Annotated in this window: 10 protein-coding genes and 1 pseudogene; 7 read left to right on the forward strand and 4 right to left on the reverse strand. The window is 73.2% G+C overall.

Annotated elements, in window-relative coordinates; all coding sequences use genetic code 11:
- Window positions 1-13: 13 nt before the first annotated feature.
- Window positions 14-1,570: a glutamine-hydrolyzing GMP synthase gene (gene guaA / locus AB0B55_RS26240; RefSeq protein WP_357126288.1), complete on the forward strand. Its 1,557-nt coding sequence runs from the start codon at window positions 14-16 to the stop codon at window positions 1,568-1,570.
- Between the two features lie 7 nt (window positions 1,571-1,577).
- Here the strand turns inward: guaA and AB0B55_RS26245 are convergent, their stop codons facing one another.
- Window positions 1,578-1,916: a PspC domain-containing protein gene (locus AB0B55_RS26245; protein ID WP_357126286.1), complete on the reverse strand. Its 339-nt coding sequence runs from the start codon at window positions 1,914-1,916 to the stop codon at window positions 1,578-1,580.
- 144 nt (window positions 1,917-2,060) lie between these two features.
- Between AB0B55_RS26245 and AB0B55_RS26250 the strand changes: the two genes are divergently transcribed.
- The 3 genes from AB0B55_RS26250 (at window position 2,061) to AB0B55_RS26260 (ending at window position 5,316) form a co-directional block, all read left to right on the forward strand.
- A complete protein-coding gene (locus tag AB0B55_RS26250; protein WP_357126283.1) occupies window positions 2,061-3,011 on the forward strand; it encodes an NUDIX hydrolase in 951 nt (316 codons plus the stop codon).
- Window positions 3,012-3,148: 137 nt separating this feature from the next.
- On the forward strand, window positions 3,149-4,036 hold the full coding sequence (locus AB0B55_RS26255) for an NUDIX domain-containing protein (RefSeq protein ID WP_357126589.1): 888 nt from the start codon (window positions 3,149-3,151) through the stop codon (window positions 4,034-4,036).
- A gap of 347 nt (window positions 4,037-4,383) precedes the next feature.
- Complete coding sequence (locus tag AB0B55_RS26260) at window positions 4,384-5,316, forward strand: CDP-alcohol phosphatidyltransferase family protein (RefSeq protein WP_357126586.1); 933 nt, start codon at window positions 4,384-4,386, stop codon at window positions 5,314-5,316.
- Window positions 5,317-5,367: 51 nt separating this feature from the next.
- Here AB0B55_RS26260 and AB0B55_RS26265 read toward each other — a convergent pair whose 3' ends face one another.
- The 3 genes and pseudogenes from AB0B55_RS26265 to AB0B55_RS26275 form a co-directional block, all read right to left on the reverse strand.
- The gene (locus AB0B55_RS26265) at window positions 5,368-6,621 is read right to left on the reverse strand and encodes a phosphatidylserine decarboxylase (RefSeq protein WP_357174456.1); all 1,254 of its coding nucleotides are present in this window, start codon (window positions 6,619-6,621) and stop codon (window positions 5,368-5,370) included.
- A 725-nt stretch (window positions 6,622-7,346) separates the two neighbouring features.
- Window positions 7,347-7,541 (reverse strand): annotated as a pseudogene (locus AB0B55_RS26270) (hypothetical protein); the annotation flags it as partial.
- Window positions 7,538-9,403, reverse strand: a complete 1,866-nt coding sequence (locus AB0B55_RS26275) for a PspC domain-containing protein (RefSeq protein WP_357174458.1) — start codon at window positions 9,401-9,403, stop codon at window positions 7,538-7,540. The gene AB0B55_RS26275 and the pseudogene AB0B55_RS26270, both read right to left, overlap by 4 nt.
- Before the next feature lie 159 nt (window positions 9,404-9,562).
- Here AB0B55_RS26275 and AB0B55_RS26280 point away from each other — a divergent pair, with 159 nt between their 5' ends.
- From AB0B55_RS26280 to AB0B55_RS26290, 3 genes are all read left to right on the forward strand, one after another.
- Complete coding sequence (locus AB0B55_RS26280) at window positions 9,563-10,828, forward strand: PspC domain-containing protein (protein ID WP_357126274.1); 1,266 nt, start codon at window positions 9,563-9,565, stop codon at window positions 10,826-10,828.
- A gap of 2 nt (window positions 10,829-10,830) precedes the next feature.
- A complete protein-coding gene (locus AB0B55_RS26285; RefSeq protein ID WP_357126583.1) occupies window positions 10,831-11,511 on the forward strand; it encodes a response regulator transcription factor in 681 nt (226 codons plus the stop codon).
- 191 nt (window positions 11,512-11,702) lie between these two features.
- On the forward strand, window positions 11,703-12,866 hold the full coding sequence (locus tag AB0B55_RS26290; RefSeq protein WP_357174461.1) for a Cys-Gln thioester bond-forming surface protein: 1,164 nt from the start codon (window positions 11,703-11,705) through the stop codon (window positions 12,864-12,866).
- The last annotated feature ends 64 nt before the right edge of the window (window positions 12,867-12,930 follow it).

Here is a 12,930-nt window from a genome sequence, read left to right on the forward strand (position 1 = left end):
AGGCTTTGTGCACATGAGCCTGCCTCGCCCCGTCCTCGTGGTGGACTTCGGAGCCCAGTACGCCCAGCTCATCGCGCGCCGGGTCCGCGAGGCGAAGGTCTACTCCGAGATCGTGCCGCACTCCATGCCGGTCGCCGAGATGCTGGCGAAGAACCCGGCCGCGATCATCCTCTCCGGCGGTCCGGCCAGCGTGTACGCGCCGGACGCCCCGCAGATCGACGCCGGCCTGTTCACGGCCGACGTGCCGGTCTTCGGCATCTGCTACGGCTTCCAGGCGATGGCCCAGGCGCTCGGCGGCACCGTCGCGCACACGGGCAGCCGGGAGTACGGCGGTACCCCGCTGCGTCCCCGCCTCACCGAGCCGGGTGTGCTGCTGCGTGACCTGCCGGCTGATCTGCCGGTCTGGATGAGCCACGGCGACTGCGTCACGGAGGCCCCCGAGGGCTTCACGGTGACGGCCGAGTCGGCGGGCGCGCCCGTGGCGGCCTTCGAGGACATCGTCGGCCGCCGGGCCGGCGTGCAGTTCCACCCGGAGGTCGGGCACACGGCGCACGGCCAGGAGATGCTGACCCGCTTCCTGTACGACATCGCCGGCATCGAGCCGACCTGGACGCCCGAGAACATCATCGACGAGCAGGTCGCCCGCATTCGGGCGCAGGTCGGCGACAAGGAGGTCATCTGCGGCCTCTCCGGCGGGGTGGACTCGGCGGTCGCCGCCGCGCTGGTGCACCGGGCGGTCGGTGACCAGCTCACCTGCGTCTTCGTCGACCACGGCCTGCTGCGCGCCGGTGAGGCCGAGCAGGTCGAGAAGGACTACGTCGCCGCCACCGGCATCAAGCTGAAGGTGGTCGACGCGGCGGAGAGGTTCCTCGGCGCGCTGGCGGGGGTGACCGACCCCGAGCAGAAGCGCAAGATCATCGGCCGGGAGTTCATCCGGGTCTTCGAGGCCGCCGCCCGGGAGATCGCCTCGCACGGTGACGTGGAGTTCCTCGTCCAGGGCACCCTCTACCCGGACGTGGTCGAGTCCGGCGGCGGCACCGGCACCGCCAACATCAAGAGTCACCACAACGTCGGCGGCCTGCCGGAGGACCTGAAGTTCGCGCTCGTCGAGCCGCTGCGCACGCTCTTCAAGGACGAGGTCCGGGCGCTCGGCCTCCAGCTCGGCCTGCCCGAGGCGATGGTCTGGCGGCACCCGTTCCCCGGCCCTGGTCTGGCCATCCGGATCATCGGCGCCGTCGACCGGGAGCGCCTCGACCTGCTGCGTCAGGCCGACCTGATCGCCCGTGCGGAGCTGACCGCCGCCGGCCTGGACCGGGGCGTCTGGCAGTTCCCCGTGGTGCTGCTCGCCGACGTGCGCAGCGTCGGGGTGCAGGGTGACGGGCGCAGCTACGGGCATCCCGTGGTGCTGCGCCCGGTCTCCAGCGAGGACGCGATGACCGCCGACTGGTCCCGGCTGCCCTACGAGGTCGTCGCCCGGATCTCCACCCGGATCACCAACGAGGTCGCCGAGGTCAACCGCGTGGTGCTGGACGTGACCAGCAAGCCGCCGGGCACCATCGAGTGGGAGTGAGTGGGCCTCACGCGGCCGGCGGGGTCGTCGGCGGGTAGGGCGGCGTCGGGGCGTACCCCGGCGGTGGACCGCCCGGCGCGGACCCGGCGGTCGGCGCGACGCCCGCCGGGTGCGGCCAGGCGGGCGCGCCGGTGGGCTCCTCGGGCATCAGGAACCACATGATCGGGTACGCGAGCAGCGCGACCCCGCCGGTGAGCAGGCCGGTGACCGCGAAGGCCACGCGGATCAGGGTGGGGTCGACGTCGAAGTAGCGGCCGAGGCCACTGGCGACCCCCGCCACCATGCGGTCGGTGGTGGGTCGCCGGAGCTGCTTGTACGGGGCCTGGGGAGCGGCGGTAGGTGTCATGCCTCCACGGTCCTCGTCGACGCCCGGCCTGCCCTCGGTGACCGCCCGGATCCCTACCCTGATCGATCCCTGAGCGGGAAGCGAGAAGTCAGGAATCCGACTCTTTTCCGTTCCGGTAACGCGGCCCGGGGAGAATTTGGACCCGTGACCACCATGCTGGAGCCGCTCCGCAGGATCGCGGCATACGCAGTTTGTGCTGATTCAGACGGCCGAGTGTTGCTGGTCCGCGCATCGGAGCGCTCCGGCACCCCCGGCACCTGGTCGCTGCCCGGAGGGGCGGTCGACCACGGCGAGGACCCCCATCACACGGTGGTCCGCGAGACCGCCGCCGAGACGGGCCTCTCGGTCGCCGTCTCCGGCCTGGCCGACGTGCTCGCCGACATGCGGGCGTTGCCCGAACGCGGCATCACCATCCACACCGATCGCCTGATCTACCGGGTGGCGGTGCGCGGCGGCACGCTGGCCGACCGGGCCGGCGAGCGTCCCACCGACCTGGCCCGGTGGTACACGCTTGACGAGGCGCGTCAGTTGCCGCTGCGCTCCTTCACCGCCCGCACTCTCGGCCTCCCCGCCTCCTCGGCCGACGTGGTGCCCGAGGAGGCCCCCGAGTTCCCCTCCTTCTACGCGGTCCCCGGCCCGGACGGGCTGCACCGGGCGCAGCGCTTCGCCGCGTACGCGGTGTGCACCGACCCGGCCGGGCGGGTGCTGCTCACCCGCATCTCCGACGGCTACCCGGGCGCCGGCTGCTGGCACCTGCCCGGCGGCGGCACCGACTACGGCGAGCAGCCCGGCGCGGCGCTCATCCGGGAGCTGGTCGAGGAGACCGGCCAGGCCGGCCGCCTCGTCGAGCTGCTCGGTGTGGCGAGCCACCGCGACGCCGCCTCGCTCGGTCCGGAGGGTTATCCGATCGACTGGCACGGCGTACGCGCCTTCTACCGCGTGGTGGTCGACCAGCCCAACCCGCTGATCATCGGCGACGTCGGCGGCTCCACCTGCGAGGCCCGTTGGTTCGCCCGCGAGGAGTTGGGCGCCCTGCCCACCGACCGTCTGACCGAGGTGACAGCCGAGGCAGTCCAAGCAGCCCAACTAACCTGACCCCCCACCCCCACCCTGGCCCCCGCCCTCCGGCCTCGCGGTGATCATGAAGTTATTGTCAGGACACGCCGAGATGGACGGCGATAACTTCATGATCACCGGGTGCTGCTGGGGACGGGGGTAGGGGCGTGGGCGGGGTGGAGTCGGTGCGGCGGGTTGGTTCCTATGGTCTGTTGGGGGATCTGGGGCGGTTTCTGGTTGTCCGGGATAGCGGGGCGCGGGCCTGGTCGCTGCCGGGAGGGCTTGTCGCGCACGCGGAGCACCCGGAGCGGGCCGTGGTGCGCGCGTTCACCGAGCAGACCGGTTCGAGCGCGTCGGTGGGTCGGTTGCGGGCCGTCGTCGCGGACGTGAACGCCGACGCGGGTGGCGGTACGTCGGTGCACACCGACCGCTTGCTGTTCGACCTCGCCGTACCTGACGGTGTGCCGGAGGTCACCGGCGGTGGCGTGGAGACCCGTTGGGTCGACCCCGGGGCCGTGGCCGAGCTGCCGTTGACGCCGTTCAGCGCCGAACTGCTCGGCCTGCCCGCCGTTACGCTTCCGGTCGACGCGTACCCGTCCGCCGAGCCGCCCGCGCCGTCGCATCCGGATCGCCGGCTGCGCTTCGGGGCGTACGGGCTGGTCACCGACCCGGCGGGGCGGATCCTGCTGACCCAGATCGCCGACGGCTACCCCGGTGCCGGCAAGTGGCACCTACCCGGCGGCGGCACCGATCACGGTGAGCAGCCGACCACCGGGCTGCTCCGGGAACTGGTGGAGGAGGGCGGTCAGGTGGGCCGCGTGGTGGAGCTGCTCGGCGTGGACAACCTGCACAACCCGGCCGCGCTCGGCCCGGAGGGTCGTCCGTTGGACTGGCACGGCGTCCGGGTGGTCTACCGGGTGCTGGTGGACGCCCCCACCGACGCCGTGGTGACCGAGTCCGCCGGTGGCTCGACCGCGCGGGCGGGCTGGTTCACCGTCGCGCAGACCGCTGAGCTGCCGCTGACCGGCATCGCTGCCTCGGCAATCGGACAGCTGGCCGCATAGCACTCGGCTCAGCGAGCCGAGTTGGCTACCCTCCGGTAGAGTCAGAGGCGGGAATGGTGGAGGAAACGGGCGATGAAGCCCGGGATGGGGAATAACAAGCGGTTCGCGTGGTTTGTACCAGATGAGTACCGCCGGCAGCTATCGCCAAGCCCCGTTCCCCTGTGCGATGGTGTACTCCGCCAAAACGGCTGCCGGGCCACGTAAGGTCCGGCACGAGACAGCCGGACACCCGCCCCCCGAGGGCGGCAAGCCGATCCGGTGATGGAGGAAACGTGCCGAGAGCCCTTTGGCGCCGGCGTCGTACGACTGACAGTCCGCGCCCCGCAGGGCGTCGCTGGGCGGGCCAGTTGCGCCGCAGCAGCACGTTCGCCCGCCAGGTGTTGCTGGTCCGGGTGGGCCGCCGTGACGGTGACCTGCGGACCACCGACCTGACACTGCCCGAGCACCGGTACGCCGACCGCCAGCGCCGTCGCTACGGCCTGGACCGGCTCAGCCGGCCTGCCGGCGTCAGCCGCGCCGGCATCGAAGCGGTCATGCCGGTCAGCCCGGCGCTGCCGATGGCGCACACCGACGAGGCCACCGCCGGGTCGATCCCCCTGCTCCCCGGCGAGCGCACGATGGCCCGCCGGATGAAGTTCGCCCTGGTCAACGCCTGCACCCTGGCCAGCCTGATGCTCGGCATGCTGGCGATCTTCCTGGCCATGCAGGGCGAGGTGCGCATCGCCGCCCTCTGCCTGATCGCCTGCGTCATCTTCGACGGCCTGGACGGTGCGTTGGCGCGTCGGCTCGGCGTCGCCAGCCCGTTCGGCGCTCAGATGGACTCGCTCGCCGACATGTGCTCGTTCGGCCTCGCCGCGCCGGTGGTGGTCTACGCGTCGCTCGCCGGCTCCGTGTCGACGGCCGCGGCTGCGGTCGCCTGTGCGCTGGTCGCGGCGTGCGCGGCGATCCGGCTGGCCCGCTTCAACGTCTCACCGAAGGACGGCCGCTTCTTCTGCGGTGTCCCCACCACCATGGCCGCCGCCGTGCTCGCCGTGACCGTGGCGATCGGTCTGCCGGTGCCCGGCTTCGTGCTCGTGGCCGGCGTGGCGCTGCTCGCCTTCGCGATGGTGTCCAGCTTCCCGTACGCCAAGCTCGCGCGCCTGGTGAAGCTGCCGCCGTGGCTCTGGCTCGCCCCGGTGCTCGGCGCGCTCGTCGACATCCGGCTCACGTTCGCCCTGATCGTGGTCGGTTACCTGATCAGCGGGCCGGTGCTCTGGCTGCGCCAGCGTCGTACCGCCTGACCCGACGTACGAGAACGGGGCGCCGCGGACAGCGGCGCCCCGTTCTTCGTCTCAGCGCCAGCGGGCGATCACCGTGGCGCCGCCGACGACCTTGTCGCCCGGCCCCACCAGCGGTTCCGCGGCGTCGGCCGGCAGGTAGACGTCGGTCCGCGAGCCGAACCGGATGAGCCCGAACCGCTCGCCCTTGGCCAGCAGCGCGCCGATCGGCGCGCGCTGCACGATGCGGCGGGCGATCAGACCGGTCCGCTGCGCGACCACCACCGTGCCACGGCTGGTGTCCAGCACCGTGTACGCGGCGACGTTGTGCTCGGCGTCCGGCTTCATCGCGTTGACGAAACCACCGTCGGCGACGAAGTAGTCCACCACCTTGCCGGCGACCGGGGCCCGGTTGACGTGCACGTCCAGCACGGACAGGAAGACCGCGACGCGCAGCCACTCGCCGTCACCGAACCGCTCGTCGTGCAGCCGCTGCACCGACAGGACCTTGCCGTCCGCGCTGGCGACCACGGCGTTCGGGTCCTCCGGCACGTCCCGCTGCGGATCCCGGAAGAACGCGGCGACCGGGCCGGCCGCCAGCGCCGGCAGCAGCCACAGCTTGGACGACGGACGCGCCACCCGGGCCAGCGCCGCCAGACCCAGCGTGATGCCCGCCGCCGCCACCCCGTTGGAGTCGATGTGCATGCCCCTGGTCAGCGGCACGCTGGACGGCCGGTACGCCGGGGCCAGCCGGTCGGCCGCCGCCGGACTGGCCGGCGTGAACCGCAGTCGGTGGACCCGTATCGGCGGCGAGTTGCGCAGCACCAGGTCGCTGCCGACGCCGTACAGGGCGTCCTGGCGGCCCAGCTCGCCGGCCGCGCCGGTGGTCCGGCCCGGCGTCGCGGTGGTGGCGACGGTCAGCACCGCGCCGTCGGCGAGGTACTTCGACAACCCCTGGATGTCGTGACGGGCCTCCTCGGCGGTGCCGACGAACGCCTCACCGGCGACGACCACCGCCGCGGGCTCGGCGTCGGAGAGCGCGTCGATCACGTGTACCCGGTCGGCGACCCACCGGCCCTGGGCGGTGACGTGCTCACGGAGCGCGGCGGCGGTGGACGACTCGGCGGGCACCACGGTGAGCCGGTCGCCGGGGAGCAGCGCCTCGATCGCCGCGGCCAGCACCGCGGACTCCGGGCTCACGCCGACCAGCAGGGCGGCCTTCGGGTCGTTCATCCGGGCCAGCTCGGAGACGAGCGTACGGGCGGCTCGCTCGCCGATGCGGACCGGACCGGACCGGCCGGTGGTACGCACGGCGGGGGACTGCGTCATGACGGGCGGGCTCCTGACGGGGTAGAGACGGGAATCGCGGCGGGGGCGCCATGGCGGGACGGGCCGGCCGGCGGAGGCGAGATCTCCACCGGCCAGCATATGCGCCTGTCCGCCCCGGCCGCAGCGGCGAGCCCTCCGGCCCGGGGCGACCGCCGGGGTCAGGAATCCTCTCGCCGCCCCGCCCGCTCGTCAGCGCCCGCCGGATCGTCGCCGGTGGCGGGGCCGTCGCTGGCCGCCGGATCCTTGTCGCCGGCCGACGTCTCGGCCGACGTCTCGGCCGACTTTTCGGCCGACGGATCGGCCGCCCGGGTCTCGCCGACCGGGGTGAGCGGGTGGTCGACCCGGGTCGGTTCGGCGGCCTGCGCCGTGGCCGGCGAGGTCTCCGGCTCGGCCGGGGCGTGCGCCAGCCAGGCGGGATGGACCATGCCGGCCGTCGCCGCGTCCGCCGTGCTCAGCTCGGCCGTGGGCGGCTCCGCCGTGCTCAGCTCGGCCGTGGGCGGCTCCGGTGTGCGCAGTTCGGCCGTGGGTGGCTCCGGCGTGCGTAGCTCCGCCGTGGGCGCAGGGTCGGGCATGGACTCGAACATGGTCGGCGCGGGCGGCTCGTACCCGGTCGGCTCGAACGAGGCGGTCCGCGGTGTGCCCTGCTCGGCTGCGACGGGCGCGGGCGCGCCCGCGCCCGTCGCAGCGGAGGCCGTCGCACCCGGTCCGGTGGTCTCGATCGGCTCCGGGCGGCCGGACCGGCCGGAGCGCAGCGCGCCGACCAGACCGAAGACTCCGATCAGGATCAGCGCGCCGGCCAGGAACCAGCCGACCGGCGGCAGCGCGAGCCCGAGCAGTTGGGCGAGCAGCCACCAGGCTGACAGCGCCAGGAACACCAGCCCGAAGGCGAACGAGAGCAGGTCCGTACGGTGAGCCTTCACCGGGTCACCTCCAGGTTGCCGGCATTGACGTGGATGTACAGCCGCAGCTTCCCGCCGCCGGGGCCGTCCGCGCCCAGGTCGGTGGACTCCCGCAGCCGGCCGTCGATTCCGCCGGATCGGTTGCCGAAGACGGTGGCGTCGCCGGCGTTGACGTCGGCCACCGTGGTGACGTCCACGTTGGGCGGTACGACCACGGTCGCCTGACCGAAGTTGATCGCCACGGTCACCTGGGTGTCCTGCTTCGTGAAGTCGATGCCGCGCAGGTCGAGGACGGCGTCACCGAAACTGTTCTCGTACCGGTCGGCGAGGTCGCGGTAGTCGGTGGGCGCCCAGGTGACCGCGCCGTCCACGCCCCGGATCCGGTCGTAGGACTCGGCGACGGTCGCCGTGCCCAACGCGGCGGCCGTCACCAGCCCCAGCGCGATCAACCAGCGCGCCCGGCCGAACCAGGTGCCGACGAGCAGTCCCAGTCCGATGGTGGCCAACGCGGCCGCGAAGTACGCCGAGGCGCCGACGTCGAAGACGTCCAACAGGTCGAGCAGGGCGACCACGCCGAGCGCCAGGAAGATCAGCGAGAAGGTCACCGGACCGAGCGGCGAACGCTCCCGGGGCCGCTTCGGTGGCTTCGGTGGCTTGGGCGGGGGGTACGCGACCGGCGCCGGTGCCGCGTACGGGCCGTGTGGAGCGAACGGAGGGCGGTATCCGCCCGGCGTCGTCGCCCCGGGGAGGGTGGACGGGCCGGCGGCGGGTACGGCGGTCACCGGCGCCGACGGCCAGCCGCTGGTGGGCGAGTCGCCGCCCGGCCAACCGGGAGAGGCGGCCGGCCAACCGGTGCCCTGCGACGTGGCCGTCGCGGCGGCCGGCTGCGCGGACACCGGACCTGCCCCGGACACCATCGTCGCCGGGGATGCCGGCTGCGCGCCGACGGGCGGCCGCGCCGTCGCGGGCGGCTGACCACCCTGGACAGGCGGGTACGCGCTCTGCGGCGCGGTGGCGTACGGCAGGGTGTCACCCGCCAGCGGCGCGGTCGCCAGCGGACCGCCGGGCGGCACCGTGCCGTACGCGGGAGCGGGCCAGGCGACCGGCGGAACCGGCCCGGGTGGCGTGCCCGCCGGGGCGGGCGGCACCGGTCCACCCGAGGGCTGTGGCCCACGGTTGTCCCGGTTGAGGAGCAACGCGCCGCCGATCAGGATGGCCGCGCCGAGCAGGACCGCGCGGAAGGCATCGGTGACGATGTAGCCGAAGCTCGCGGCCACCAGGATGCCCAGGATGATCACGGTTACCGGGGACATGCTGGAACGGCCCCGCCCCAGCATGGACTCCACCGGAGAGGCCGTGTCGCCCTCGTTGGGGATGATCAGCCAGGCGGCGACGTACACCAGGATGCCGATGCCGCCGAAGAACCCGAGCACGGCGAGGAGCACCCGCCACAGCACCGGGTCGGTGTTGGTGGCTCGTCCGATCGCCGCGCAGACCCCGGCGAGGTATCGGCCGTCGCGGGGCCGGACCAGCCCGTACCGCGAGGTGAAGCCGGTGCCGCCCAGCGGGCCCCCGGACGGTCCGGCCGTGCCGGGCCCTCCAGGCGTACCCGCGCCACCGCCGGGCCCGTAGCCCGTGCCGGTCGTACCCCCGCCGGGCCCGTAGCCCGTGCCGGCCGCGTAGCCGGCGCCCGGCGCGTAGCCGGCACCCGGGGCGTAGCCGGCACCCGGCGGCTCGTGCTGGGCGTCGGTCGGCGGTGTGGCGGGTGGGCCGAACGTGGTCGGCTCGGCCCAGCCGGCGGGAGTCGTGGGCGGTGCGGGCGGTACTGAACCGCCCGACTGTGCCGGCCCGGGGCGGGGCGGCGGGGCAGCTTCCTCGGTCATGCCTCGATCCTGCGGCCCACCTCGCCCGAACGACCTCAGGACCCGACCCTGACACCACCCTGAGATCTCCGAGGCCGGAATGTCGGGGGCGTCCCCGTGGTCGTGGGACGCCGCAGCGTGTGACGATCGAACTCACCGACCCGCACCCAGCCCACCACCGTGACCAGGGAGCCTGTGATCAGCACCGTGACCCCGCCTCCGCGCCTGTACCGGGCCCCCGAGCATCGGATGGCCGCCGGCGTCGCCGCCGGTATCGCCGACCACCTCGGCATCTCGGTGCTGCGCGTGCGCGTCGCGTTCATGGTGCTGCTCGGGCTCAGTGGGCTCGGCCTGCTGCTGTACGCGGCGTTCTGGGCGGTGGTGCCGCTGCGGCCCGGTGACACCGCCGTGCCGCCCCGGCGGGACGTGGCCCAGCTCCTGCCGTTCGTCGCGATCGGGCTCGGCGTCCTGTTGATCCAGGTGATGGTCTTCGACTCGGTCGGCGCGGCGGGCACCGCCGGCTGGCTGGTCGCCATCATCGCGGTCGGCGCGGGCGTGATCTGGCACCAGTCGGCGCCCGAGCGGCGGCGGCGCTGGGGCGAGACGATGCCGGTCCCGTGGCTCGGGGCGGTCGTCGAGGAGAGCGACCGGCGGGCCTTCGTGCTCCGGTTCATCGGCGGCGGGGTACTGGTCGCGGTCGGCATCATCGGTGTCGCGGCGGTCTACTCGCCGGCACAGAACTTCGACGCGGTGATCAACGGGGTGATCTTCGCGCTGGTCGGGTTGGCCGGGGTCGGCGTGGTCGCCGCCCCGGTGCTCTGGCGGACGTACAACCAGCTCCGCGCGGAGCGTGAGGGTCGCATCCGGGAGCAGGAGCGGGCCGAGCTGGCCGCGATGGTGCACGACCAGGTGCTGCACACCCTGGCGCTGATCCAGCGCAACGCGGGCGACGTCAAGACGGTGCAGCGGTTGGCGCGGGGGCAGGAACGCTCGCTGCGCAACTGGCTCTACAAGCCCACGGCCTCGCCGAACGAGCGCTTCGCGGCCGCCCTGGAGCAGGCTGCCGCCGAGGTCGAGGACACGTTCGCGATCACCGTGGAGGCGGTGGTGGTGGGTGACCGCGAGACCGACGAGAAGGTCGGCGCGCTGGTCGCCGCCGCCCGGGAGGCGCTGGTGAACGCCGCACGGCACGCCGGCGTGCAGACCGTGTCGCTCTACGCCGAGGTGGAACCGGAACAGGTAAGTGTCTTCGTCCGGGACCGGGGCAAGGGCTTCGATCCGGATACGGTGGAGGACCACCGGCACGGCGTACGCGGTTCGATCATCGGACGGATGAAGCGGCACGGCGGACGGGCCGAGATCCGGTCCGGCCCGGGGGAGGGGACTGAGGTCCGGTTGATCCTGCCGATCTCCCGGGACTCGTCCGCGGCGGAGAGGAACAAATGACCATGGCCGAGCAGCCGACGGAGCACCCGGTTCAGAGCCGCCCGGAACGCCTGCGGGTCTTCCTGGTGGACGACCACGCGATGTTCCGCGCCGGGGTACGTGCCGAGCTGGGCGCCCACGTCGAGGTGGTGGGCGAGGCGAGCACGGTGGCCGAGGCGGTGGCCCGGATCGCCGTCACGGTGCCCGACGTGGTGCTGCTCGACGTGCACATGCCCGACGGTGGCGGCCGCGCGGTGCTGGAGGCGATGCGGCGCAGTCACCCGCAGGTCAAGTTCCTGGCCCTGAGCGTCTCCGACGCGGCCGAGGACGTGATCGGGCTGATCCGGGCCGGCGCGCGGGGGTACGTCACCAAGACCATCTCGCCGGACGAGTTGGCCGCCGCGATCCGCCGGGTGGCCGACGGTGACGCCGTGTTCAGCCCTCGGCTGGCCGGGTTCGTGCTGGACGCGTTCGCGGCGCGGCCGGACGCGCCGGTCGCCGACCCGGAGCTGGACCAGCTCACCAACCGTGAGCGGGAGGTGCTGCGCCTGCTCGCCCGGGGGTACGCGTACAAGGAGATCGCCAAGGAATTGTTCATCTCCATCAAGACGGTGGAGACGCACGTGTCGAACGTGCTGCGCAAGCTCCAGATGTCCAACCGGTACGAGCTTTCCCGCTGGGCGGCGGACCGCCGGCTCGTGTGATTAATTCCTCCGCCCCGGCAATTCGGACACATGCCACGGATGCCGCCGGGCGGGGCTGACAAAAGATCAACCGTGGTTCCATACTGCCCCGGTCCCGTTTCCGCGCGTGGGTGTCGCATCCCGCGGAAACGACGGCTCACGCGCGTGCCCGCGGATCGCGGGTCACCCCTGGGGGAGAGGTACCACTTCTGATGTTCGGACAACGAGGACAACGCTGGGCGCGGGTCGCCCTGGCCGCTGTCGCCGGCAGCGCCCTGGCGTTCGGCGTGGCAGGCGTCGCCGCCGCCGCTCCGGCCACCGGTGTGGCCAAGGCAGTCGACGGCAGCGAGGTCACCCTCAAGCTCGACGGCAAGACGCGCACCACGTCCGCGCTCGCCCTGAAGATCGACGGCAAGCTGGTGCCGGCTTTCTGCATCGACTACCGCACCAGCGTGAAGCTCGACGGCAAGTACGAGGAGGGCACCTGGGACGAGTCCCAGGTGAAGAACCTCGGCAAGGTGCAGTGGGTGCTCACCCACGGTTACCCGAACGCCGACTCGACCAAGCTCCTCGCCGCCGCCGGCGTGGACACCAAGATCGGCAAGAAGCAGCTCGACAACCTCCTCTACTTCGGCACCCAGACCGCCATCTGGCACTTCAGCGACGGCATCGAGCTGGGCGCCTGGGAGAAGGACCTGCAGCCGCGCAACCAGTACGAGGTGATCACGAAGGTTCGTGACTACCTCGTCAAGAACGCCACCGACCAGCCGGAGCCGCGTGCCGAGCTGTCCGTCGACCCGGCCAGCGCCACCGCGACGGTCGGCGGCAAGGCCGGTCCGTTCACGGTGAAGGGCCCGGCGGGCGCCATCACCGTCGCGGCCACCGGCGGCACCGCCGTCGACGCCGAGGGCAAGCCGGTCACCACGACCACCAACGGCGGGCAGTTCTGGCTCGCCGCCGAGGCCGCCGGCACGGTCAACGTGACCCTGACCGCGCAGGACTCGGTCTCCTTCGGCCGGGTGTTCCTGTTCACCGGCCCCAAGAAGGCGCAGAAGCTGATCCTCGGTGGCAGCACCGGCGCGACGGTCACCGCCCAGGCGGCGGCCACCTTCACGGCCGTCCCCACGACGCCGCCGGCCACCCCGTCGGCGACCCCGAGCGCGTCGCCGTCGCCGACCACCCCGTCGGCCACGCCGTCGGACTCGGCGCAGCCGGCCAGCCCGGCCCCGTCCACCTCGCCGGCGAGCAACGGTGGCGGCCTGCCGCTGACCGGTTCGCCGATCGCGGCTGCGGCGACCGCGGGTCTGCTGCTGCTCGCCGCGGGCGCGGTGGCCGTCCTGGTGGTGCGTCGCCGTAAGGTCCGCTTCACCGCCTGATCCATTTCGCCGCACCATCGGCCCCGGAACCGCGCGAGCGGTGCCGGGGCCGATGTCATCTCGG

The sequence above is a fragment of the Micromonospora sp. NPDC049107 genome, assembly GCF_040648595.1.
Classification (GTDB): domain Bacteria; phylum Actinomycetota; class Actinomycetes; order Mycobacteriales; family Micromonosporaceae; genus Micromonospora.